This is a genomic window from Bacillus sp. FSL R5-0443 (genome assembly GCF_038608285.1).
Taxonomy (GTDB): Bacteria; Bacillota; Bacilli; order Bacillales; family Bacillaceae; genus Bacillus; species Bacillus velezensis.
Genome location: NZ_CP152013.1, coordinates 2,222,924 through 2,246,595, shown reverse-complemented (window position 1 = coordinate 2,246,595; position 23,672 = coordinate 2,222,924). Strand labels below are relative to the sequence as shown.

The window sequence follows — 23,672 nt, the reverse complement described above, 5'->3', positions numbered from 1 at the left end:
TGAAAAGGATGTTTTACACCATGACGGTTTTAATTACCGCACCATATCACGACGAGGGGCTGAAGGAGCTGACTGAGCTGTTCGGCCGGACTGTGCACCGGCCGTGGAAGAAGCACGGCCGGGCCTATCGGGAAGATGAATTAATCCGAATGATTCAAGAGACAAACGCGTCGGGGCTTATTACTGAACTTGATGAGGTGTCTGAGCGTGTTATTGACATATTGCCCGATTCCGCTTTTATCGGTGTCTGCAGAGGAATGCCGTCTAACGTGGATATTGCGGCGGCGACTAAAAGAAAAATCCCCGTTTTCTTTACACCGGCCCGCAATGCCCAGGCTGTTGCTGAAATGTTTATCGGAAATGTGATTTCATTTTTGCGTCATACGTATTCTTCCCATCAGTGGCTGAAGGACGGGAAGTGGAATGGTGATTATTTGCAGGCTTACGTCAAATTCAGAGGAAATGAGCTGACAGGGAAAACAGTCGGCCTTATCGGTTTCGGAGCTGTCGGACAGAGAATCGCCCGGCTATTGGCCGCCTTTGACTGCAAGGTGCTTTACTATGACCCATTTGTCCGTCATGAAAACCGGGAGTATGAAAAAACGACGATTGAACGGGTATTTTCTGAAAGTGATATTGTTTCCGTTCACTTGCCGCGCACAGAAGAAACCATCGGCCTTATCGGCGCCCGGCACTTTCAATTGATGAAACAGGAAGCTGTTTTTGTCAATACGTCAAGAGCGGCGGTTACAGACAGGGAAGAGCTGCTGCGGGTGCTGAAAGAAGGGCGGATTAAGGGAGCGATCCTTGACGTGTTTTATCACGAACCGCCTGAATCTTCTGATTATGAATTGATCTCTTTGCCGAATGTGTTAGCGACTCCCCATTTAGCGGGCGCAACATTTGAAGTGGAAGATCATCATGTGAAGATTTTAAATGAAGCGCTTTTCAAATGGAAACAAGATCAAACCTGCTCAATACGTGAACTTTATAACAAAAGAGAACTTGAAACGGAAGGAGGAGGCTGTAATGGCTGAACAAAAAGGCTACCTTGTATTTGATATCGGGACGGGGAATGCGCGAGTCGCGGTCGTGACTGCCGGCGGCGAAGTGACCGCGCTTGAAAGGGAAGACATTGAATATGTGACGGATCCGCTTTATCCGGACGGACGATATTTCTCACCGGAAGGGTTATGGAAGCAAATCAGCGCTATGGCAAGGAAAGTTATTGGCAAAAGCCCTCATATTACATTAATCGGAATCACCTCAACGAGCCAGAGGCAGGGAATTGTTCTGATCAATAAAGATAAAAAGGCATTTCTCGGTCTGCCCAACATTGATAACAGAGGCCGTGAATGGGAAGACGGGATTGAGACAAAAGAAGAAGTGCATCAGCAAACCGGACGTCTTCCGAGCGCTTTATTTTCCGCCATGAAACTTGTCGGATTAAAAGCTAGACAGCCGTCTTTATGGAAAGAAGTGAAGTACATCACAAGCATCAGTGACTGGGTGACATTTGAGCTGAGCGGTATTTTAAGCTATGAACCGTCACAGGCTGCTGAAACACTGCTGTTTGACGTAAGGAAAAAGGCGTGGTCAGAGAAATTATGCAACATCTTCGGTGTGCCTTCTGCCATTCTTCCTTCACTCGTCCGATCTGGGACGGTTGTCGGAATGTTAACGTTTAAGAAAGCGGCGGTCCTCGGTCTATCTGAAAGAGTGCCTGTGATTGCAGGCGGGGGAGACACACAGCTTGCCATCAAAAGTGCGGATGCAAAGCCGGGAGATATCGTCATCGTATCCGGCACGACGACGCCGATTACAAAGATAACAGCGGAGACCGGAACCGAAAGTTTAAAGAATGCATGGCTGAATTGCCATACAGAAGAAGGTCAATGGCTTCTTGAAACGAATCCGGGTGTAACAGGACTCAATTATCAAAAATTAAAATCCATTTTTTATCCGAATGAATCCTACGGCGTTATGGAACGGGAAATCGCAAGTCTGCCGAAACATGATCATGCCTGTATTTCTGCGTTAGGCTCCTATTTATCGCCTGAGAAAAACGCACTGGCAAAAGGCGGATTTATTTTTGACGCTCCGCTGTCCCAAAACTTAAGCAGAGCCCATTTTGTCAAAGCCGCCCTGCTGGAAATCGCTTTTTCAATCAAATGGAACTATGAGGCGTTAACAGAGGTGGCTTCCTTTTCACAAGATGATGTGAAGGTGTGCGGCGGCGGTTTCCAAAGTGATGCTTTGACGCAGTTTCTTGCTAACCTTCTCCAAAAGAAAATCTATAAGAGAGAGGGGTTCAGCCAGGCATCCGCAATGGGAGCGGCGATGATTTGCAACGAAGCTCTCGGTGTGAAAGCAGAGCTTTCGAGCCGCACAAAGGTAATTGAGCCGGAAGCGGATCAGACGGATCTCTTCCTATATGAAGAATGGAAATATACGCAAAAATTATTTACTCATTTTCAGCCGGCGGTGAAAGCCTGACTTGGGGATGAGATGACAACATGAAAGATTGCTGAGGAGGAACAAAAATGCTTAATAAAATAGGAATTCCGAAACAGCTCGCATGGGGATTTTTAGGAGTCGTGCTGTTTATGATGGGGGACGGCCTTGAACAAGGCTGGCTCAGCCCGTTTTTAGTTGAAAACGGCTTGACGGTACAGCAATCAGCATCCCTGTTTACGGTTTACGGTATTTCTCTCGCTGTGGCGTCTTGGTTTTCAGGGGTCTGCCTCGAAGCCTTCGGCGCAAAGCGGACGATGTTTATGGGGCTGTTGTTTTACGTTATCGGAACAGCCGCGTTTATCGCATACGGATTTGAAAATCTTAATTTGTCGGTGATGTATGTCACGTATTTTATTAAAGGGCTGGGTTATCCGCTGTTTGCCTATTCTTTTTTGACATGGGTGATTTACCGGTCGCCGAAAAACAGGCTCAGTACGGCGGTCGGCTGGTTCTGGATTGCATATTGCTGCGGGATGTTTGTATTCGGTGCTTGGTATTCAAGCTGGGCCATCAAATCCTTCGGCTATTTGAATACACTGTGGAGTTCAATTTTCTGGGTCTGCCTCGGCGCGTTTTTTGCTTTGATTTTAAATAGGGACCGCTTTGAAAAGAAAAAGGCAGATAAGCGGGAAAAGGCGCAGGAATTAATGAAGGGAATCACCATCCTTGCTGAAAATCCGCGTGTGCTCTCTGGGGGGATCATTCGGATCATTAACAGCATTGGTACATACGGATTTCCGGTATTTCTTCCGATGCATATGGCGCAGCACGGCATTTCTACAAATGTATGGCTTCAAATTTGGGGAACGATCTTTCTCGGAAATATCGTCTTTAACTTAATCTTCGGCGCAGTCGGCGATGCATTCGGCTGGAAGAAGACTGTCATGTGGTTCGGGGGAGTGGGCTGCGGCATTTTTACTCTTTTATTATATTATGCTCCTGTTGTATCACATGGGAACTTGCTTTTCGTCAGCATTGTCGGTTTTATATGGGGAGGGCTCCTCGCCGGGTTCGTTCCGATCGGGGCTATCGTGCCGACGGCGGCCGGCAGCGATAAAGGTGCTGCCATGTCTGTGTTAAATCTGGCTGCGGGCCTGTCGGCATTTGTCGGCCCTGCGCTTGCCTGGGCGTTCATCGGACTTGTCGGCGCACAAGGCGTTGTATGGATTTTCGCAGCGCTCTATTTCGTAAGTGCAATCTTGACAAATCAAATCAAAATACCTGAAGAGAAAACGGCAAAACACAATAAAGCATTGCCTGAATACGCTTCTTAACAGCAGCGCCCCGAAAATTCGGGGCGTTTTTTTACAGCTGCTGAAGAAACCCGGCAAAGCGCTGAATTTGTTCACGTAACGATTGTTTGTTTTCGTGAAATTGTTTGAAACGATGTCCGTTTGCTCCGGACGGATGCGGGAAGCCTTCCAGAATGACCGCATGACCCATTCTGCCGTTCTTCTTCAGCATGCGGCAGGCTGATTCTGCTGCTTTGCCGAGAGGGATAAGCAGAATGTCCTTTTTCATCATTTCTATTTCATCCGGAAAACATGTCAGCGCGTAACGGCATAGAAGAGCTGACCTGCTGATTGCCGGCCGATGTCCCGTATAGTTTTTCTGTTTATAAAAAACAGGGTGTTTGATAACGGACGTTGTATGAAGAAGCTCCCGTTTTGAATCAAATAACCGGGATGAATCCTCAACGTGAAGCGCGGCCGGCAGACCGCATTCATTAAGCATTTCGATGATGTTCTGTCTCATTGAACCGGAAAGTCCGGCCGCTTTTTTTGTTTCATAGGCTATCGTTTCAAGAGTTTCGCCATCTTTTAAAAGCTGTGCCGCTTTTTTGTAAGCCAGCTGCATTTGAAAAAAACCGGGTGTGATTCCGGAAATGGCAACGACTGCATAAGGGTTAATATATTCATTATGAGGCGAATAATACAAATCCAGATCTCCGTCCTTAGCTAAATGGAAAGCCGGAGTCAGCAAATCCGATTTTGTAAACCCTACCGAAGAAGATAGTGCTTTAAGCTGCTGCAAAAAATGCGCAAGCCGCTCACGATCGCAAATCATGTTATGCCTCCTTGAATCCGCCGGTTTCTCTTAGTGTCATCAAAAACGTCGGATGACATGCAGGCTCATACATCACTTTTACCGGCGTTCCAGAGCATCTTCAGGACGTGAGGCGTTCCTTTAACTTCGGCCGCCGTCGTTTGCACGGCTGTTTTTTTAGTGAGAAAATCTTCTTTCAGCTCTTTCTGCTTTTGCGATAACAGATCGGTTTCTGTTTTGATTTCATCAACGGCCGTCTGCATGGACGCTGTCGCGGCGTTAATCTTCTTTATATCAGGCGCTGTGTTTCTTTTAAAATGCGCGGCGGATACGGCTGCATAAATTAATGCGGCAGCCGCAACGGCAGCACTGATATACAAAATGATGATCATCTGCTTTTCACTCCTTTTTTTCAGTAGGTACCCTTTACGGATCGTGTTGAATCATTTTATTTGCTAATTGTTTTTTTTCTGCTTATAATGTGAAATCGTACATAAGGACATTCAGAAAGGGTGAAAGACGTGGAAAGTTTACAAAACAAAACGGCTCTTATCACGGGTGCGGGCAGAGGAATCGGCCGCGCCGCCGCTATCGCTTTAGCCAAAGAAGGAGTCAATATCGGTTTAATCGGCCGCACAGAAGCAAATGTCGAAAAGGTTGCGGAAGAAGTGAAAGCCCTTGGTGTAAAGGCATCATTCGCTGCTGCCGATGTAAAAAACCAAAAAGAGGTAGAGCAAGCCGTCTCCTCTATTAAAGAAGAACTCGGTGAGATTGACATCTTGATTAACAATGCCGGAATCAGCAAATTCGGCGGATTTTTGGATCTTACGCCTGAAGAGTGGGAAGACATCATTCAAGTGAATGTAATGGGTGTATACCACGTGACACGCGCCGTTCTACCTGAAATGATTGAGAGAAAATCAGGAGATATCATTAATATTTCTTCTACGGCGGGCCAAAGAGGCGCCGCGGCGACAAGTGCGTACAGCGCTTCTAAATTTGCCGTTCTCGGTCTGACTGAATCTCTCATGCAGGAAGTCAGAAAACACAATATCCGTGTCAGCGCAATGACTCCGAGCACGGTTGCCAGCGACATGTCTATTGAATTAAATCTGACAGACGGCAATCCGGAAAAAGTCATGCAGCCTGAGGATCTTGCAGAATATATGGTTGCTCAATTGAAATTACATCCGCGCATTTTCATCAAAACTGCCGGTTTGTGGTCAACCAATCCTTAAACAAAAGGGGACCTGTCTTCATGACGGGTCTTTTTTATTCCATTCGAAACGGTCCATCGGCGCTTCTGATTATCTTTTGAAGGGAATGTTAATAGATCAAAAGATTCGTCTTCTGAATTTCCGTGAACGGGGGAGTACCAGCGAAGCTGTCACAACCCGAAATAAGGAAATATCAAGATTAAAATAAGTTATAATTGGGGTAGCGTCAGAAAAATGCGGATTTACAACGTTAAGCAAATAAAGTTCCCAAAAGACGCTTTGGGAACTTTGGAAATTACAATTAATAATATAAACATTCAATCCTGCGATAATATAAAAAAAGTTGGATAACATACATTTATGATTATCCTGTTGTTTTTTATTTTTACTATAATCACTACAATTCTAAGTAGCTATCTAACTTGGTGATGGCACAATGTATAGCAATTTTTTCACCTGCGTACACCGCCAAATATTTTACAACTTTAACCTTGCTATGAATTCTAAGGAACAGTCTCTCATCAATCCAGGGGCATCTTTATTTTTAATTCAAAAATGAAGGCGCTTTATAAATTTGATATATCAGGAGTGGCAAAATGAAAAACAACTTAGAATATATCTCTCAATTGATTTATGACGCATACAATATCCCTCTTTTTGATCGCTGCATAAGCTGCATAGCCCTCCTGTCCTTCATTACCACTTCCAGAGCCAAAATTAATGATTTTACCACCATTTTCTTTAAGGTATGGATAGCACAGTTTCATAAAATCCCATGTTGTAACGAGACCAGTCTGGTAACTTCTATCAAGTGTCTCTCTTGTATGATCCAAAAATGAATGAGGTGGCTCAATCGCCATCGCTAAATTTACTAAAATATCTACGGTTTGATATTGTACAACCGTATCCGAAATAAATTCTGTTGACTGCTTAATATCAGTAGCATCAAATGCTTTTGCAAATACATCTGCACCTTTGCTTTTACATAATTCAGCTGTTTCGTTAAGCCCTTCTGCATTGATATCACATAATGCTAGTTTAGCACCTTCTTCTGCGAAGCGAAGTGCAATATATTTACCTAATCCGCCGCCAGCTCCTGTAATAACGGCTACTTTCCCAACTAATTTTTCCATTCTATCTTCTCCTTCTTTGCTAACAAATACTTTAAAATCGATTAAGCAGCATGTTAGTCAATAACAAAGGTTTATAATACGGTTTCATTTTAAGCAGCTTTCTTTGTGTGAAATATGCATTTTTAAAGATTTTTATAAGAATTTATAGCATGTTTGTTTTTTATTATTCAAAATCTTTAATTTATTTCACCCAGGTTACGTAAGAAATAACCTATATAGGTCAGTAGGTACCATACAGCTTTAAAAGCTGTGTATGTGTAGACAGTCACGGTCAAGGGAAGTAGCTTTTGCCAAGATTAAAAGCTATCAATTCACAAAAACCAGCACCTGGATAAACGCTTGAAAAGGAATTAGGTAGTTGAAATGCAGTTGAATCTAAAATACGAATACGTTTGAAAACAGAAGTATAGGGAGAAGAAAACGATACAGATGAAGCTAATTTTTGGTTTAGTAGTTTGGCTAATATCTGTTGTAAAAAATGAACAGCTTCCTGATTAAATCGTTGATTCAGTCCCTCAGGACTGATAAGCACATCAGTTGATGCTTCTAAACAGCTAGATAGCTGAGTTAAAGAAGTCGTAGCAACTTTTTGGCTCAACCACACACATAAAGCGATTAAATCCTTTGCTTGGTACTTACTCAATCGCTGAACAAACCCAACATCCCTAGCAAGATTCTGTAAGGCGTTTGGAGATAAAAACCTTTGAATTTCTTGAGCAAATAATTGTAATTCATCAGATATAGAAATAGACATACAAATACGCCATCCTTTCCTATAATTCTACGAAAAGAATAGCGTATTTTTTAAGTGACAATAAAGTTGTTTAATTCTTATTGGACTAACGTTCAGTTTAGTGCAAAAATCAAAGGTAAGGGAGGATTTTCACCTTTACCTTATTTTAACTTTAGCTCTAGTATAGGGTATGGACGTCCAGAAGAATCTGTTTCCGTTTCACTTACTATAAAAAAGCCATTATTAATATAGAATTTAGTTGCACTCTTATTGTCTTTATTTACATCAACTGTTGTAATATCAAAGTCTTTAATTAAAGAATTAATAATAGCTTTACCATATCCTTTACCTATTTTATTAGGTTTTAAGAATAACATTTCTAAGTGTTGTTTATTTATAGCAGAAAAGCCAATTAAATCTTCTTTCTCATACCATAACTGGACATTAAGATGTGGGAAATATGAGGGTATTTCTTTTTTAAACTCTTCTCTATCGGTATCTCTTAAAAAATGATGAGTAGCTAAAACCGACTCTTCCCATATATTCAAAATTGTATCATAATCTTTCTGATTTGCTTTTCTATATATCATTAATATCTCTCCTTTAGTTTTAAATTATCAACTCCTTCCCAATAAGTATTTTATGATTTTCATGTTATATAACCACGAACTTAAAATGTTCATTAATAAAACCTCCAAATAAACATTTCGATAATTTGATTATAATATCAAATCTTTATTATTACTTTACAGTATTTTTTCATTTTAGGGGGTATTTTGTTTTTTAACTTGATAGTGATGTGGTACTACCCCTGAACGGAAGAATGAAATATCGGCACAAACAGGTTATAATTATACTAAATAAACTATGTACCAAATGTTCAGTTATTCAATTTTTCCCTCTATCCATAAAAACAACAAGATACAAATAAAACTGATACAGCATATAAAAAGGGAAAAGGGCATCTATAGAGAATATTTAGTACATGGAATTATTTGTTAGAGGAAAGGGTGTGCACATATTGAAAGAAGAAAAAAGAAGTTCAACCGGTTTTTTAGTGAAACAAAGAGCTTTTTTAAAGCTTTACATGATTACAATGACAGAGCAGGAACGGCTTTACGGACTGAAGCTTCTCGAGGTGCTGCGTTCGGAATTTAAACCCATCGGTTTTAAGCCGAATCATACCGAGGTGTACCGTTCACTTCACGAACTATTGGATGACGGGATTTTAAAGCAAGTAAAAGTGAAAAAAGAGGGAGCCAAACTCCAGGAAGTCGTTCTCTATCAATTTAAAGACTATGAGGCTGCGAAGCTTTACAAAAAACAGCTGAAGACAGAGCTTGACCGCTGCAAAAAGCTGATAGAAAAAGCCATTTCAGATAATTTTTAAATCCGGCCGGAACGCCCCCGGCCTCCCGGGCTCAAAAGGTTTGTTCTGTGATTCATTATACATAATAGCAGGCTTGGAACAATACATATCAATAATACCTTCAAACTTGACATCAACTCCTGAAGTGGTAACATAAAAAACGTGTGAAAAATACGAACAAAATACGAACAAGGGAGATGTTACCGATCTTAGATCAAAAGAAAGTTGCTTTTATCGGAGCAGGATCAATGGCTGAAGGAATGATATCAGGCATGGTCCGCGCAAAAAAAATTCCCAACCAAAACATCTGCGTGACAAACCGCCGCAATACAGAGCGACTCGCTGAATTGGAACATCAATACGGTATTCAGGGCATTGCTTTTGACAGCATGAAAACCGAAGACATTGATGTCTTTATTTTAGCCATGAAACCGAAGGATGCTGAAATCGCTCTGGCTGCGCTGAAACGGCGTATTCAACCTCATCAAATCATCCTGTCTGTTCTGGCAGGCATAACAACCTCATTTATACAACAATCATTACATGATCGTCAGCCAGTTGTAAGAGTGATGCCGAACACATCCAGCATGATCGGCGAATCGGCAACAGCTGCGGCTTTCGGAGACCATGTCTCTTACGGTTCAGCAAAAACCGCGGTATCCCTTTTGGAATGCCTCGGGGAAGTGTACGTGATCAAGGAAGATCAGATGGACATTTTCACCGGTATCGCAGGCAGCGGACCGGCGTACTTTTATTATTTAATGGAGTTTATTGAAAAAGCAGGTGAAGAAGCCGGCTTAGACAAACGGCTGTCCCGCAAAATCGGCGCGCAAACGTTATTGGGCGCCGCTAAAATGCTGATGGAAACGGGTGAAAAACCGGATGTGCTTCGGGAAAACATCACCTCTCCAAACGGCACGACGGAAGCCGGCCTCGATGCGCTCAGGTCAGAAGGCGGCGGAGAAGCCATTGCCAAAGCCATTAAACACGCGACCGAACGTTCTATTGAGATCAGCAAAACAATTGAAAAAACGGCAGCACTATAATCGTTAAAAAACAGGAGTGATACAGTGACGTCTCGGACGAAGATCAAAAGAGTCGCGGTGAAAATCGGCAGCAGCTCACTGACGAGCCTGCACGGGGAAATCAGCAGAAGAAAGCTGGAAGCATTGGTGGATCAAATCGCACAGCTGAAAGACAGCGGCTATGAAGTGATTTTAGTATCTTCCGGCGCAGTGGCGGCAGGTTATCGGAAGCTCGGATTTATTCAGAAACCGGAAAGCCTCCCTGAAAAACAGGCTTCTGCTTCCATCGGGCAGGGATTATTAATGGAGGCTTATTCAAAGCTGTTTTTAGCGCACGGTTATGTCGCATCACAAATTTTAATTACAAGAAGCGACTTTTCCGATGAATGCCGCTACCATAATGTGCGCAATACGATGAACGTCCTTTTGGAACGAGGCATTATTCCGATTATTAATGAAAATGACACGGTCACAGTCAACCGGCTGAAATTCGGAGATAACGATACACTCGCAGCGAAGGTGGCAGGTTTAATTGATGCCGACATGCTTGTGATTTTATCAGACATTGACGGTTTATATGATGATAATCCGCGCAGCAACCCGAAAGCGAAAAGAATCAGTCATGTAAGTGACATCACTCCGGAAATAGAAGCAAGCGCGGGAGATGCCGGGAGTGAAATGGGAACCGGCGGAATGCGTTCGAAACTGGATGCTTTTAAAATTGTGATGGCCTCCGGTATTAAAGGCTTTCTCGGGCAGGCTAACATTCCGGACATTCTGCTTCAAGCGGTAGATGAGGCGGCTGAAGGAACTTATTTTGAAGCGGAAGGAACCCTGCCGTTAAACCACAAAGAACAATGGCTTGCATTTAATTCCGGCCCCGAAGGCGAAATTGTGATGGAAAAAGAAAGCAGCCGCGATGTCGCGAACGGAAATATGGAGCTGTCACCGCAGGACATCGAGCAGATTAAGGGCAGATTCAGCAGCGGAGCGGTTGTCAGGCTGCTTGATCAGCAGGGAGAAGAGCTCGGACTCGGCATCGTCAACTATTCCTCAGCCCAGCTGAAGACATTTAAAGAAACGCCGCCCAAACAGACCGATCAATCAGTCATTGATCCGGAAGCTTTTGTCTGCCACGTTGAACTATCCATTCCGATCGGCTGAGAAAGATCTATAAAAATATGAAAAAGCCCGAGGCTTCGTTTTGAAGCTCGGGTTTGTTTTTTATTGATATTGTTCAAGTTTGGAGAAAAATTGAATGACAAAATGATAGAAATCATTTGCAGACGGAGCAAGTTCCCTTCCTTTTGGTTTAATAATGCCTACGGTGCGCTTCACTTGAGGAAATTCAATCGGAATTTTGACCGTGAACCGGGGTGTGGTTTCTGCAAAGGTGCTTTCAGGTAATAAAGTAACTCCCATCCCCGCGGAGACTAATCCTTTAATGGCATCTAAATCCTCGCCTTCCGTCGATACTAGCGGCGCAAAGCCGGCCTGTCTGCAAGCGTCAATCGCCATGTTACGGAGAATAAACCCTTCAGGAAATAAAACAAATTGGTCGCCGCGCAGATCAATTAAATGAATATTTTTCTGTTTGGCAAGCGGATGATGCAGCGGAACAAGCGCGTAAATCTTTTCCGTGAATAAGATATTGCCTGTTATGTCGGGGAATTCCGTCGGAACGGGGCCGAGCAGCGCCGCATCTATATCCCTGTTTCTTACCGCTTCGATTAAAAACTTATAAGAACCCTGGCGGAGCAAAAACTCAACGTTCGGGTATTCCTCTTTAAACGCCGAAATCACCGTCGGCAAAAGCTGGCTTGCAAGGCTCGTCGGAAATCCTATTTTGACGGTTCCGCGATTCGGATCAAGATATTCATCAATTTGTTCTTTCGCGTAATCAATTGCTTTCATCGCCGTTTTAATATGTTCTAAAAATTGTTTGCCGATCGGCGTTAATTTAATATTTCTGCCTTCCCGTTCAAATAAAGTGACTTGCAGCTCTTCTTCAAGATTTGCAATCTGCCTGCTGATGGCGGATTGTGCGACATGCAGATGATCAGCCGCTTCTGACACATGTTCCCGTTCTGCTACCTCCATAAAATACCGAAGCTGGCGTAATTCCATTGCGTTCACACCTATCTATCTCATTTTGAGATGTATTTGATCTAAATTATATATTGTTTATATTGTTTTGAAAACTTACAATTAATTTAAAGTTGTCAGATTTTATGACCGATAATTAACGGAAACTGATCGGGGGAGAGGAATTATGACTTACAATCAAATGCCGAAAGCACAAGGTCTCTACCGTCCGGAATTTGAGCACGATGCATGCGGAATCGGCTTGTATGCCCATTTAAAAGGGAAACCTTCACATGACATTGTCAAAAAAGGACTGAAGATGCTTTGCCAGCTGGATCACAGAGGAGGACAGGGCAGTGATCCGAATACGGGTGACGGCGCCGGCCTGATGGTTCAGATCCCTGATGCTTTTTTTAAGAAAGAGTGCGGAGAAATGAGACTGCCGGAAAAAGGCCGTTACGGGGTAGGAATGGTCTTTTTCTCGCAAAATGAAGAGGAAAGAAAAAAGATCGAAAAACAGGTGAATGCATTCATTGAGCAGGAAGGACAGATCGTTCTCGGCTGGAGAACCGTCCCTGTAAATGTCGGAAAAATCGGAACAGTGGCACAAGGCACTTGCCCATATGTGCGTCAAGTATTCATCGGCGCCGCAAACGATTTGAAAGACAGCCTTGCTTTTGAACGCAAACTGTATGTCATCCGGAAGCAGGCGGAAAATTGGGGCGTTCAAGAACAGCTTGATTTTTACTTCGCAAGCCTGTCAAGCCAGACTATTGTTTATAAAGGTTTGTTAACGCCTGAGCAGGTTGACGCATTTTATTTGGATTTGCAGGATGAAACCTTCGTATCTGCATTCTCACTTGTGCATTCAAGGTTCAGCACAAATACCTTTCCTACTTGGGAACGTGCCCATCCGAACCGCTATCTGATTCATAACGGAGAAATCAATACGCTCCGGGGCAATATCAATTGGATGAGAGCGAGGGAGCAGCAGTTCGTTTCAGAAAGCTTCGGAGACGATCTTCACAAAGTGCTGCCGATTCTAAATGCTGAGGGCAGTGACTCATCCATTCTTGATAATGCGTTTGAATTTTTCGTGATGGCAGGGCGGAAACCGGCACATACGGCAATGATGCTGATTCCGGAACCATGGACGGAAAACACTCACATGTCTAAAGCGAAACGGGCTTTTTATGAATATCACAGCTCTTTAATGGAGCCGTGGGACGGGCCGACCGCCATTTCGTTTACGGACGGAAAACAGATCGGCGCCATCCTTGACCGTAACGGCTTGCGTCCGGCACGTTACTATGTGACAAAAGATGACCATATTATTTTCTCATCTGAGGTCGGCGTTATTGAAGTAGAGCAGGAGAACATTCTTCATAAAAAACGTCTGGAGCCCGGAAAAATGCTGCTCATTGACTTAGAAGAAGGCCGGATTATTTCAGATGAAGAAGTGAAAACAGAAATTGCCAATGAATTCCCTTATCAAAAATGGCTTGAAGAAGAATTGGTTCAAGTGAATCCTGACCCGGAAATCCGGGAAGAGGAACAATTCGATGATCTTCTCGTCCGTCAAAAAGCGTTTGGCTATACGTATGAAGATATTCAGAAATATTTAATCCCTGTTATTAAAGAAGGCAAGGACCCGCTCGGCTCTATGGGAAATGATTCGCCGCTCGCCGTTTTATCCGACCGCGCCCAATCACTGTTTCATTACTTTAAACAGCTGTTTGCGCAAGTCACAAACCCGCCGATTGATGCGATCCGCGAGCAGCTGGTAACTTCTACGGTGACCTGGCTTGGAGCTGAAGGTGATCTGCTGCATCCGAGTGAAAGAAATGCACGCCGCATAAAGCTTTATACTCCTGTATTATCAAACGAACAGTTTTATGCGCTGAAAACACTTGTGCATCCTGACATTAAGAGCCAGAACATCCGCACGCTGTTTTCCGATGACCTAGAAAAAGGCCTGAAGGATTTGTTTCAGCAGGCGGAAAAAGCGATCAAGGAAGGCGTATCTCTGTTAATTTTATCTGACAGGGCAATGAGTAAAGAGTTGACACCGATTCCGCCACTTTTGGCCGTCAGTGCGCTGCATCAGCATTTGATCCGCCAAGGTCTGCGAACAAAAGCAAGCATTATCGTTGAATCCGGAGAAGCGCGTGAAGTTCATCACTTTGCGGCTCTCATCGGATATGGTGCCGATGCTGTCAATCCGTATTTGACTTACGCTACGTACAAGCAGGAAATCGATGAAGGCCGGCTTGATATTCCGTATGAAGAAGCTGTCAGCAAATACGGAAAGAGCGTAACAGAAGGCGTCGTGAAAGTGATGTCAAAAATGGGGATTTCAACTGTGCAAAGTTACAGGGGCGCCCAAATTTTTGAAGCGGTCGGCATCGGTGAAGACGTTATCGCTAAATACTTTACCGGTACTGCATCTCAGCTTGGCGGAATCGATATCGAGACGATTGCGCAAGAAGCGAAACAGCGCCATCAAGCGGCGTACAAGGATGATTACAGCCAAACCCTTGATCCGGGAAGTGAATTCCAATGGCGGAACGGAGGAGAGCACCACGCTTTCAACCCGAAAACCATCCATACGCTGCAATGGGCCTGCCGCAAAAATGATTACAGCCTGTTTAAGCAGTATTCTCATGCAGCGGATGAAGAACGAATCGGATTTTTACGCAATCTGTTCGCCTTCAAAGAAGACCGCAAGCCTTTAAAATTAGAGGAAGTTGAATCAGCTGCCTCCATCGTGAAACGTTTTAAAACAGGAGCGATGTCATTCGGTTCATTAAGCAAGGAAGCCCATGAGGCTTTAGCGATAGCGATGAACAGGCTTGGCGGAAAAAGCAACAGCGGAGAAGGCGGCGAGGACCCGAAACGTTTCGTTCCGGATGAAAATGGCGACGACAGAAGAAGTGCGATTAAACAGATTGCTTCCGGCCGTTTCGGCGTAAAGAGCCATTATCTCGTCAATGCGGATGAATTGCAGATCAAAATGGCGCAAGGGGCGAAGCCGGGAGAAGGCGGTCAGCTTCCGGGCAACAAGGTATATCCTTGGGTCGCGGATGTCCGCGGTTCTACACCAGGTGTAGGGCTGATCTCACCGCCTCCTCACCATGATATTTATTCAATTGAAGATTTGGCGCAGCTGATTCATGATTTGAAAAATGCAAATCGAAGCGCGCGAATCAGCGTCAAGCTCGTGTCAAAAGCCGGCGTCGGCACGATTGCGGCCGGTGTGGCAAAAGGCACTGCGGATGTCATCGTCATCAGCGGCTACGATGGCGGAACGGGCGCGTCGCCGAAAACAAGTATTAAACATACGGGTCTTCCGTGGGAGCTTGGTCTTGCAGAAGCTCACCAAACGCTGATGCTGAACGGTTTAAGGGATCGCGTGGTATTGGAAACGGACGGTAAGCTGATGACAGGCCGAGATGTCGTAATGGCCGCCTTGCTCGGTGCGGAGGAATTCGGCTTTGCTACAGCGCCGCTTGTCGTTCTCGGCTGCGTCATGATGCGCGCCTGCCATTTAGATACATGTCCTGTAGGTGTCGCGACGCAAAACCCGGAGCTTCGCAAAAAATTCATGGGCGATCCTGACCATATCGTAAATTACATGCTGTTTGTCGCAGAAGAAGTGCGTGAATATATGGCGCAGTTAGGCTTTAAGACGCTTGATGAAATGATCGGACGCACGGACGTTCTTCATGTCAGCGAACGTGCGAAAGCGCATTGGAAAGCGGGCCAGCTTGATTTATCCACACTGCTGTACCAGCCTGAAGGCGTACGCACTTTCCGTACGGCGCAAAATCATAAAATCGACGAGTCGCTTGATATGACGGTTATTCTTCCGGCGGTGCAGGCTGCAATTGAAGCCGGTCAGGAAGCGGAAGCTGAAATCAAGATCAATAATACAAATCGCGTAGCCGGAACCGTGACGGGAAGTGAAATTTCTAAACGCTACGGAGCGGAAGGCCTGCCGGATGATACGATCAGACTTCATTTTACCGGATCAGCCGGACAGAGTTTCGGAGCATTTGTCCCTAAAGGGATGACGCTTCATTTGAACGGGGATTCAAATGACTACGTAGGCAAAGGGCTTTCAGGCGGAAAAATCATCGTGAAAGCGCCTGATGCCTTCAATTGTGAAACACACGATAACGTTATTATCGGGAACGTCGCATTTTACGGAGCAACAAGCGGGGAAGCGTACATTAACGGGCGCGCAGGTGAACGTTTTGCAGTCCGTAACAGCGGAGTCAATGTCGTTGTAGAAGGTATCGGAGACCACGGCTGTGAATACATGACAGGCGGCCGGGTTGTTGTCCTCGGCGAAGTCGGCAAAAACTTCGGGGCGGGAATGTCAGGCGGTATCGCATACGTCCTGAGTGATGATGCCAAAGCATTTAAACGCAAATGCAACATGGAAATGATTTCATTTGAAAAGCTGATGGATGAGGCGGAAATCAAAGAAGTGCAAGAAATGGTCAAACGGCATGCGGCGCTGACAAACAGCAAAAAAGCCGCAGATCTCCTGGACAATTGGGAAAAAGCCGCAGAAACCTTTATCAAAGTCATTCCGAAAAACTATAAACAAATGCTCCTCAGCATCGAAGAACAAAAAGCGGCGGGTTTATCAGAAGAAGACGCAATTATGTATGCTTTTGAAGCCAATACAAAGGTCCTCCAAACGCCTGCCAAAGATAAAAAACAAGCGGTAGTACAGTAAGAAAGGGGAGAGGAACATGGGGAAACCAACTGGATTCATGGAAGAAAAACGAGAAAAACCGGCTGAGCGGGACCCTCTCACTCGCTTAAAGGATTGGAAAGAGTATTCGGCTCCGTTTTCAGATGAAGCGTCAAAGCGGCAGGGGGCGCGGTGTATGGATTGCGGCACACCGTTTTGCCAAATCGGCGCTGATATCAACGGTTTTACGTCCGGCTGCCCGATTTATAATCTGATACCGGAGTGGAATGACCTCGTCTATCGGGGGCGCTGGAAAGAAGCCTTGGAGCGCCTTCTGAAAACGAATAACTTTCCTGAATTCACAGGGCGGGTCTGTCCCGCTCCTTGTGAAGGATCTTGTACGCTGGCTATTTCAGATCCGGCTGTTTCAATTAAAAACATCGAGCGGACGATCATTGACAAAGGTTTTGAAAATGGATGGATTCAGCCGAGAATTCCAGCGAAACGCACAGGTAAAAAAGTCGCTGTCGTCGGTTCAGGCCCGGCAGGTCTGGCAAGCGCTGATCAGCTGAACCAAGCCGGTCATTCCGTAACGGTCTATGAGCGTGCTGACAGAGCGGGAGGCCTGCTGATGTACGGCATTCCGAGCATGAAGCTTGAGAAAAGTGTCGTCGAACGCCGTATTAAACTTTTGACGCAGGAAGGTATAGATTTTGTAACAAATACCGAAATCGGCGTTGACATAACGGCAGATGAGCTGAAAGATCAATTTGATGCCGTCATTTTGTGCACAGGCGCCCAAAAGCAGCGCAATCTGCTGATTGAAGGCCGGGAAGCAAAAGGCGTCCATTATGCGATGGACTATTTAACACTGGCGACGAAAAGCTATTTAGATTCCAACTTTAAAGACAAACAATATATAGACGCTAAAGGGAAAGACGTCATCGTAATCGGCGGAGGAGACACAGGAGCTGACTGCGTGGCAACCGCGCTGCGCCAAAAAGCGCGCAGCGTGCACCAGTTCGGGAAACATCCTAAACTTCCTCAAACGCGCACGAACGACAATATGTGGCCTGAACAGCCGCACGTCTTTACCCTTGAATACGCCTATGAAGAAGCGCAGGCAAAGTTCGGCAAAGACCCGAGAGAATATTCAATTCAGACGACAAAAATGGTGGCCGATAAGCAGGGCCGCTTACAAGAGATTCACACCATTCAAATGGAAAAAGTCAGAAACGAATTCGGAAAGTATGAATTTCATGAACTGCCCGGGACAGAAAAAGTATGGCCTGCTCAGCTGGTGTTCATCGCCATCGGTTTTGAAGGGACGGAACAGCCATTATTGAAACAGTTCGGTGTCGATTCGGCAAATCATAAAATTCAGGCGGCATATGGGGATTATAAAACGAATGTTGACGGTGTTTTCGCCGCAGGGGATGCGAGAAGGGGCCAAAGCCTGATTGTATGGGCGATTAATGAAGGCCGGGAAGCAGCGCGCGAAGTCGACAGTTATTTAATGGGGAGCACTGTTTTACCGTAAATAAAGGGGTTTATTTATAAAACCGGCTGGGATCAGCCGGTTTTTCGTATTGAAATGAAACCTCCTTCTTCCTTTATTGGTCATATAAAGGTAACGTGGAAGATAATATATGGAATTTTGTTTTACAGAGTGGAGAGATTGTTTTCTTCCGCAGACTGAGACGATTTGCAAGCCTTGAGCAGTCGACCACGGTGCTGCTGACGGGCTCTGTGTGTATGCAGTCGATTTGCGGGCAGATTTTAATTGATGAAGAAAAACATATTGAATTTCAAGCGGAAACGCTTATAAACAAATAAGGAAACGGACGGGTCCGCTCCTCTTTTTTAGACATCCAAACAAAAGCCGATATTGCCGAACTGCCGTCCTTCCCGCATTCTGTTAAAAGCGGCAGCTGCTTCACTGAGAGGGTACATGCGGTCGATAAGGGGACGGATGCCGCAGCGGTTTACCAATTTCAGCATATCCGCAAATTCCTCATTGCTTCCCATTGATGTACCGAGAATATGAATCTGCGGAAAAAACAGCGAGCGAATAGGAAATCCGAGCTGATCGCCTGAACTGGCGCCGAATGTTACGATCCGGCCATTCGGTTTCATAATGTCAAGATAGTGTTGAAACAAGGCGGGGCCTACACCGTCAAGTATGATATCTGCTTTTTCGCCATTCAGCGCCTCATTCCAGTCACCGTAGCTGTCAATCGCCCGGTCTGCACCGTATGACAGTGCGGTTTGTTTTTTGTTTTCACTGCGGGAGGTGACGCTGACTGTCGCTCCGATAGCTTTTGCCATTAATAAAGCGTATGTTGCCACGCCGCTTCCGATGCCCGGAAGGATAAGATGTTCGCCTTTTTTTAATTGTCCTTTTGTAAATAAGGCGCGATAAGCGGTTAATGCTGATAACGGCAGCACGCCCGCTTCCTCCCAAGTCAGGTGTTCGGGTTTTAAAACGGCATTTTCCTCAGGAACGATGACATAAGGTGAAAATGTTCCGTCGCTCGGACCGCCTAAAATGTCAGGGACGGCCGGTACGTCCTCAACAGTCTTCCAATTCAGCACCGGGTTGATGATGACTTCTGCATGCAGTAAATGAGACCGGACGCCGTGTCCTATTTCGGTTACGATTCCCGCGCCGTCTGAACCGAGAGTAAATTCATGGTTTCCGGTTTCGTGGTTTTTCATTAAAAACAAATCACGATGGTTTAATCCGGCTGTTTTCAGCTTTATTTTTACTTCGCCGTTTCCCGGCCTTTTGTCAGGTGCCTGCCTGAAATCAAAGCCATTTTCGTGTATGATAAGGGCATTCATCATTCTTCTCTCCTTTATGATTGATGAGAAAGATTTTACAGGCTGGATCAGCTGCAGTAAATAAATGAAAATTGATAGCCGGCTATCAATAAAAATCATAGCAAGAAGGTGCCCTTACATGGAAAGCGGAGACTTAAAGATTTTTCAGGCTGTCGCCCGCAAAGGAAGTATTTCAAAGGCGGCAGAAAGCCTGCATTATGTTCAATCAAATGTGACAAACAGGATTCAGCAGCTGGAACGGCAATTGCAAATACAGCTTTTTTACCGCACAAATCGGGGGATGACGCTGACGCCCGCAGGTGAAAACTTATTGAAAGACGCAGACAGAATCCTTCAATTGCTGCATGAGGCGCAAAAAACGGCGCAAGAGGCAGGCGATCCGAACGGCCCGCTTCGAATCGGTTCTCTTGAAACGGCGGCAGCCGTCCATCTCCCTCAATTTTTCACGGAGTATTGCAGCCGCTGCCCGAAAGTACAGCTGTCTCTGTCAACCGGTGATACACATACCTTAGTGCAGCGCGTCTTACACTATGAGCTGGACGGCGCTTTTGTTTATGGTCCGGTCGAATACGAGGATCTTGAGCAAGTCGCTGTATTTCAAGAAGAATTGGTCTTGGTTTCAAATAAGCGGGAAGGCAGTTTGCAAGACTTGTTGCGAGAGCCGATTCTGTATTTTGCCACGGGCTGTTCGCACCGCCGCAAAATAAAAAACATACTGAAAGAAGAAGCAGTACCCGCACATAAAATCATTGAATTCGGTACGTTGGAAGCCATTATTGGGGCGGTGCAGGCGGGGATGGGGGTTTCCTTTCTGCCTACATCAGCCGTCCGTTATTTTCAAAACAGGAAAAATCTTTTTCTTCATGAGCTTCCTGAACAGTTTCGGGATATGAATATATCATTCATCTACCGGAGTGATTTATTTTTGACATCGGCGTTTGAAGAACTGCTGAATGGATTAAAAGCATTACCGAACGGAAGATGAGAAAACAGGACAGCTGTGTACGCCAATTTTTTCGTTCTGGTTTTTCTTAAAAAAACTTTCTTTTTCGGAAAATTTATGTATAATAAAAGAAAGTTTTTCGGATAAAGTATCTGCAATGATAAGGACATGAGACATTTTAACCGGCCATACAGAGAGGGAAGGCACGGCTGAGACCTTCCCGGCACGAAGAATGAGCTTACCGCCTTTTGAGCTGTATTGGTGAACGAAAGCAGCCGATACCGTATAGCCGCGTTACGGCAAAAATGAGCCGTCACTTGAAGTGGCGGGAATTTGGGTGGAACCGCGGGTCTGACACACACTCGTCCCTTCTTTTGGGATGAGTGTGTTTTTATGTTTATATAAGAAAAATGGCAATGATAAGGACATGAGACATTTTAACCGGCCATACAGAGAGGGAGGGCGCGGCTGAGACCTTCCCGGCACGAAGAATGGGCTTACCGCCTTTTGAGCTGTATCGGTGAACGAAAGCAGCCGATACCGTATAGCCGCGTTACGGCAAAAATGAGCCGTCACTTGAAGTGGCGGGAATTTGGGTGGAACCGCGGGTCTGACACACACTCGTCCCTTGCTTTGGGATGAGTGTGTTTTTTATTTTATTAAAAATAAAGGAGAGATCAGACCGTGAAGGAGCCACACATTGTGATTACTTTTCCTGATGGGAAACAAAAAAAATACCGGAAAGACGTTACGTTAGAAGAGATCGCACAATCAATCAGTCCGAGTCTGAAAAAGGCATCTGCCGCCGGAAAGATAAACGGATCGTTATTTGACCTTAGAAGAAGCATTCAGATTGACGCGGCGATTGAACTGTGCAGTTTTCAGTCTGAAGCGGGACTGGAAGTGATGAGACACACAGCAGCACACGTATTGGCGCAAGCGGTAAAACGTCTGTATCCGAAGGTTTGTTTAGGGATCGGACCCGTTATTGAAAATGGCTTTTATTATGATTTTGATATGGATGAAACAATTACTGAAAAAGACCTGGCCGTCATTGAAAAAGAGATGAACCGAATCATTTCGGAAAATCCGGAAATTATCAGAGAAGAAATCTCCAGAGAAGAGGCAGAGCAGCTGTTTGCTCATGAACCGCTGAAGCTTGAGCTCTTAGCCGGTATTCCGCAGACTGATACAATCAGTATATACCGCCAGAGCGAATTCATTGATTTATGCCGGGGTCCGCACTTGGCGTCTGCCGGACAGATAAAAGCTTTTTCGCTCACTCATGTATCAGGGGCTTATTGGCGCGGCGACAGCAACCAAAAAATGCTCCAGCGTATCTATGGAAAAGCATTTTCCTCAGAAAAGGAGCTGAACAGACATTTTCAGCTGTTGAAAGAGGCGGAGATGAGAAATCATCGGAAATTGGGAGCGGAGTTACAACTTTTTATGTTTTCGGAAGAAGCGCCGGGTATGCCTTTTTATCTGCCGAACGGTCAGTTTATCCGAAACACGCTTGAATCATTTCTGCGTTCAAAGCAGGATGCCTATCATTATCAGGAAGTGCGCACCCCTATGATGATGAACCAGCGTCTTTGGGAGCAATCCGGTCACTGGGAACATTATAAAGAGAATATGTATTTCTCAGAAGCCGATCATCAGCGCTTCGCGTTAAAGCCGATGAACTGCCCCGGCCACATGCTCATATTTAAAGAAAAGCTTCGTTCTTATCGTGATCTTCCGATTCGGATGGCTGAGTTCGGTCAGGTGCACCGTCACGAATTCAGCGGGGCGCTTAATGGCCTGCTCCGCGTCAGATCTTTTTGCCAGGATGACGCACACATTTTTGTAACGCAGGATCAAATCGAGAGTGAGATCGCTTCGGCGCTGCAGCTTATTCACGAGGTGTACACCGCATTTGGTTTTTCCTATGATATTGAGCTGTCAACAAGACCGGAAGATTACATGGGAAGCGAACACTTGTGGGACAGGGCTGAGAGCGCATTAGAAAAAGTATTAAAAGAACAGGGATATCGTTTTCGGTTTAATCGGGGAGATGGTGCATTTTACGGACCGAAAATTGATATTCATATAAAAGATGCGCTGAACCGGAGCCATCAATGCGCCACTGTCCAACTGGATTTTCAAATGCCGGAGAAATTTGATTTAACATATATTGATGAAAAAAACCAAAAAGTCCGTCCTGTTGTCATTCACCGGGCGGTATTCGGATCTCTCGACAGATTTCTCGGAATCATTACAGAACATTTCGGGGGAGCGTTCCCTTTATGGCTTGCACCGGTACAGGCAAAAATCATCCCAGTATCAAACACCGCACACCGGGACTGCGCAGAACAGGTGCACCGGCAAATGAAGAAAGCGGGTATCCGGGCTGAGCTTGATCAGCGCGATGAAAAACTCGGCTATAAAATCAGAGAAGCACAAATGAAAAAAATACCGTATATTGCTGTTGTGGGAGATCGAGAGTGCCGCCATCAATCTGTACATGTAAGGCAATACGGGCGGGAAGACACATTTGAAGAGAATGTGAGTGATTTTATTTCCCGGATCATAAGAGAGGCAAAACAAAAAATAGAGATTTAATAAAAACAATATTGACATATCGTAAAATCACGATATAATAAAGCGTATGAAACCTATTGATGTTTTTAAAGCGTTGTCTAATGAGTCACGGCTTGAGATTTTGCAATGGCTGAAAGAGCCGGACCGTCACTTCGCCCCGCATGATGGCATTGATATGAATGAGATCGGAGTATGTGTCAGCCAGATCACCGATAAGCTTCAGATGACACAGTCAACGGCGTCTCAATATCTTTCCATCCTTCAGCGGGCGGGCCTTATCCAAACAAAACGGATTGGCAAATACACCTATTATAAAAGAGATGAAGACGCGATAAAGGCGATGGCCGATTATTTTCAGCGCGAAATGTAGGGCTGAATCCTTTAGAAGAGGGATTCAGTTTCTTTTTCCGACTACACATCGACATATTGCGATTTGTTTCTGTTTGTTCAACTCTTTATATCGATATATCAC

At 44.9% G+C, this 23,672-nt stretch carries 18 protein-coding genes and 1 pseudogene; 12 read left to right on the top strand and 7 right to left on the bottom strand.

Features of this window, described 5'->3' with window-relative positions:
- Positions 1-20 precede the first annotated feature (20 nt).
- From NYE28_RS11055 to NYE28_RS11045, 3 genes are read left to right on the top strand one after another with little or no spacing between them, the layout of a single operon-like run.
- Positions 21-1,037, top strand: a complete 1,017-nt coding sequence (locus NYE28_RS11055) for a 2-hydroxyacid dehydrogenase (protein ID WP_015239990.1) — start codon at positions 21-23, stop codon at positions 1,035-1,037.
- On the top strand, positions 1,030-2,496 hold the full coding sequence (locus NYE28_RS11050) for an FGGY-family carbohydrate kinase (RefSeq protein WP_342490069.1): 1,467 nt from the start codon (positions 1,030-1,032) through the stop codon (positions 2,494-2,496). Before NYE28_RS11055 ends, NYE28_RS11050 begins: the two co-directional genes overlap by 8 nt.
- Before the next feature lie 47 nt (positions 2,497-2,543).
- The gene (locus tag NYE28_RS11045; protein WP_023356946.1) at positions 2,544-3,791 is read left to right on the top strand and encodes an RbtT/DalT/CsbX family MFS transporter; all 1,248 of its coding nucleotides are present in this window, start codon (positions 2,544-2,546) and stop codon (positions 3,789-3,791) included.
- Between the two features lie 31 nt (positions 3,792-3,822).
- On the opposite strand, the gene NYE28_RS11040 is transcribed toward NYE28_RS11045, so the two are convergent.
- Together NYE28_RS11040 and NYE28_RS11035 are read right to left on the bottom strand one after the other, a co-directional pair.
- Positions 3,823-4,584, bottom strand: a complete 762-nt coding sequence (locus tag NYE28_RS11040) for a hypothetical protein (protein WP_342490068.1) — start codon at positions 4,582-4,584, stop codon at positions 3,823-3,825.
- Positions 4,585-4,649: 65 nt separating this feature from the next.
- The gene (locus tag NYE28_RS11035; RefSeq protein WP_032869927.1) at positions 4,650-4,955 is read right to left on the bottom strand and encodes a hypothetical protein; all 306 of its coding nucleotides are present in this window, start codon (positions 4,953-4,955) and stop codon (positions 4,650-4,652) included.
- Between the two features lie 129 nt (positions 4,956-5,084).
- Here NYE28_RS11035 and NYE28_RS11030 point away from each other — a divergent pair, with 129 nt between their 5' ends.
- A complete protein-coding gene (locus NYE28_RS11030) occupies positions 5,085-5,801 on the top strand; it encodes a 3-ketoacyl-ACP reductase (RefSeq protein WP_007407344.1) in 717 nt (238 codons plus the stop codon).
- Positions 5,802-6,388: 587 nt separating this feature from the next.
- Here the strand turns inward: NYE28_RS11030 and NYE28_RS11025 are convergent.
- From NYE28_RS11025 to NYE28_RS11015, 3 genes and pseudogenes are all read right to left on the bottom strand, one after another.
- The gene (locus NYE28_RS11025) at positions 6,389-6,913 is read right to left on the bottom strand and encodes an SDR family NAD(P)-dependent oxidoreductase (protein WP_254061205.1); all 525 of its coding nucleotides are present in this window, start codon (positions 6,911-6,913) and stop codon (positions 6,389-6,391) included.
- A 319-nt stretch (positions 6,914-7,232) separates the two neighbouring features.
- A pseudogene (locus NYE28_RS11020) lies at positions 7,233-7,667 on the bottom strand (IS4 family transposase); the annotation flags it as partial.
- Between the two features lie 140 nt (positions 7,668-7,807).
- The gene (locus NYE28_RS11015; protein ID WP_000640391.1) at positions 7,808-8,236 is read right to left on the bottom strand and encodes a GNAT family N-acetyltransferase; all 429 of its coding nucleotides are present in this window, start codon (positions 8,234-8,236) and stop codon (positions 7,808-7,810) included.
- A 431-nt stretch (positions 8,237-8,667) separates the two neighbouring features.
- Here NYE28_RS11015 and rtp point away from each other — a divergent pair, with 431 nt between their 5' ends.
- From rtp to proB, 3 genes are all read left to right on the top strand, one after another.
- Positions 8,668-9,036, top strand: coding sequence for a replication termination protein (gene rtp / locus NYE28_RS11010; RefSeq protein ID WP_003153833.1), 369 nt, complete (start codon positions 8,668-8,670; stop codon positions 9,034-9,036).
- Positions 9,037-9,212: 176 nt separating this feature from the next.
- Entirely contained in the window at positions 9,213-10,061 is an 849-nt protein-coding gene (gene proC, locus NYE28_RS11005; RefSeq protein ID WP_069007403.1) for a pyrroline-5-carboxylate reductase, read from the top strand.
- A 24-nt stretch (positions 10,062-10,085) separates the two neighbouring features.
- Complete coding sequence (proB, locus tag NYE28_RS11000; RefSeq protein WP_007407346.1) at positions 10,086-11,204, top strand: glutamate 5-kinase; 1,119 nt, start codon at positions 10,086-10,088, stop codon at positions 11,202-11,204.
- 60 nt (positions 11,205-11,264) lie between these two features.
- Here the strand turns inward: proB and NYE28_RS10995 are convergent, their stop codons facing one another.
- Positions 11,265-12,167 carry a LysR family transcriptional regulator gene (locus NYE28_RS10995; protein ID WP_015239986.1) on the bottom strand — a complete coding sequence of 301 codons (903 nt, stop codon included), beginning with the start codon at positions 12,165-12,167 and terminating at the stop codon, positions 11,265-11,267.
- Positions 12,168-12,312: 145 nt separating this feature from the next.
- On the opposite strand from NYE28_RS10995, the gene gltB reads away from it, so the two are divergent.
- Together gltB and gltD are read left to right on the top strand one after the other, a co-directional pair.
- On the top strand, positions 12,313-16,872 hold the full coding sequence (gene gltB, locus NYE28_RS10990) for a glutamate synthase large subunit (protein WP_342490067.1): 4,560 nt from the start codon (positions 12,313-12,315) through the stop codon (positions 16,870-16,872).
- A gap of 16 nt (positions 16,873-16,888) precedes the next feature.
- Positions 16,889-18,370, top strand: coding sequence for a glutamate synthase small subunit (gene gltD / locus NYE28_RS10985; protein WP_012117713.1), 1,482 nt, complete (start codon positions 16,889-16,891; stop codon positions 18,368-18,370).
- Positions 18,371-18,693: 323 nt separating this feature from the next.
- On the opposite strand, the gene NYE28_RS10980 is transcribed toward gltD, so the two are convergent.
- Positions 18,694-19,674 (bottom strand): zinc-binding dehydrogenase, encoded by a 981-nt coding sequence (locus tag NYE28_RS10980; protein ID WP_052827521.1) that lies wholly within the window; start codon positions 19,672-19,674, stop codon positions 18,694-18,696.
- Between the two features lie 118 nt (positions 19,675-19,792).
- Between NYE28_RS10980 and NYE28_RS10975 the strand changes: the two genes are divergently transcribed.
- The 3 genes from NYE28_RS10975 (at position 19,793) to NYE28_RS10965 (ending at position 23,570) form a co-directional block, all read left to right on the top strand.
- Entirely contained in the window at positions 19,793-20,659 is an 867-nt protein-coding gene (locus tag NYE28_RS10975) for a LysR family transcriptional regulator (protein ID WP_342490066.1), read from the top strand.
- A 642-nt stretch (positions 20,660-21,301) separates the two neighbouring features.
- The gene (gene thrS / locus NYE28_RS10970; RefSeq protein ID WP_342490065.1) at positions 21,302-23,221 is read left to right on the top strand and encodes a threonine--tRNA ligase; all 1,920 of its coding nucleotides are present in this window, start codon (positions 21,302-21,304) and stop codon (positions 23,219-23,221) included.
- Between the two features lie 46 nt (positions 23,222-23,267).
- Positions 23,268-23,570, top strand: a complete 303-nt coding sequence (locus NYE28_RS10965) for a metalloregulator ArsR/SmtB family transcription factor (RefSeq protein WP_003153841.1) — start codon at positions 23,268-23,270, stop codon at positions 23,568-23,570.
- Positions 23,571-23,672 lie beyond the last annotated feature (102 nt).

Excerpts from the sequence above, each read along its gene's own strand:
- NYE28_RS11055 (WP_015239990.1), top strand. The coding sequence starts at position 21 with ATGACGGTTTTAATTACCGCACCATATCACGACGAGGGGCTGAAGGAG.
- NYE28_RS11050 (WP_342490069.1), top strand. The coding sequence starts at position 1,030 with ATGGCTGAACAAAAAGGCTACCTTGTATTTGATATCGGGACGGGGAAT.
- NYE28_RS11045 (WP_023356946.1), top strand. The coding sequence starts at position 2,544 with ATGCTTAATAAAATAGGAATTCCGAAACAGCTCGCATGGGGATTTTTA.
- NYE28_RS11040 (WP_342490068.1), bottom strand. The coding sequence starts at position 4,584 with ATGATTTGCGATCGTGAGCGGCTTGCGCATTTTTTGCAGCAGCTTAAA.
- NYE28_RS11035 (WP_032869927.1), bottom strand. The coding sequence starts at position 4,955 with ATGATCATCATTTTGTATATCAGTGCTGCCGTTGCGGCTGCCGCATTA.
- NYE28_RS11025 (WP_254061205.1), bottom strand. The coding sequence starts at position 6,913 with ATGGAAAAATTAGTTGGGAAAGTAGCCGTTATTACAGGAGCTGGCGGC.
- NYE28_RS11015 (WP_000640391.1), bottom strand. The coding sequence starts at position 8,236 with ATGATATATAGAAAAGCAAATCAGAAAGATTATGATACAATTTTGAAT.
- proC (WP_069007403.1), top strand. The coding sequence starts at position 9,213 with ATGTTACCGATCTTAGATCAAAAGAAAGTTGCTTTTATCGGAGCAGGA.
- NYE28_RS10995 (WP_015239986.1), bottom strand. The coding sequence starts at position 12,167 with ATGGAATTACGCCAGCTTCGGTATTTTATGGAGGTAGCAGAACGGGAA.
- gltB (WP_342490067.1), top strand. The coding sequence starts at position 12,313 with ATGACTTACAATCAAATGCCGAAAGCACAAGGTCTCTACCGTCCGGAA.
- gltD (WP_012117713.1), top strand. The coding sequence starts at position 16,889 with ATGGGGAAACCAACTGGATTCATGGAAGAAAAACGAGAAAAACCGGCT.
- NYE28_RS10980 (WP_052827521.1), bottom strand. The coding sequence starts at position 19,674 with ATGAATGCCCTTATCATACACGAAAATGGCTTTGATTTCAGGCAGGCA.
- NYE28_RS10975 (WP_342490066.1), top strand. The coding sequence starts at position 19,793 with ATGGAAAGCGGAGACTTAAAGATTTTTCAGGCTGTCGCCCGCAAAGGA.
- NYE28_RS10965 (WP_003153841.1), top strand. The coding sequence starts at position 23,268 with ATGAAACCTATTGATGTTTTTAAAGCGTTGTCTAATGAGTCACGGCTT.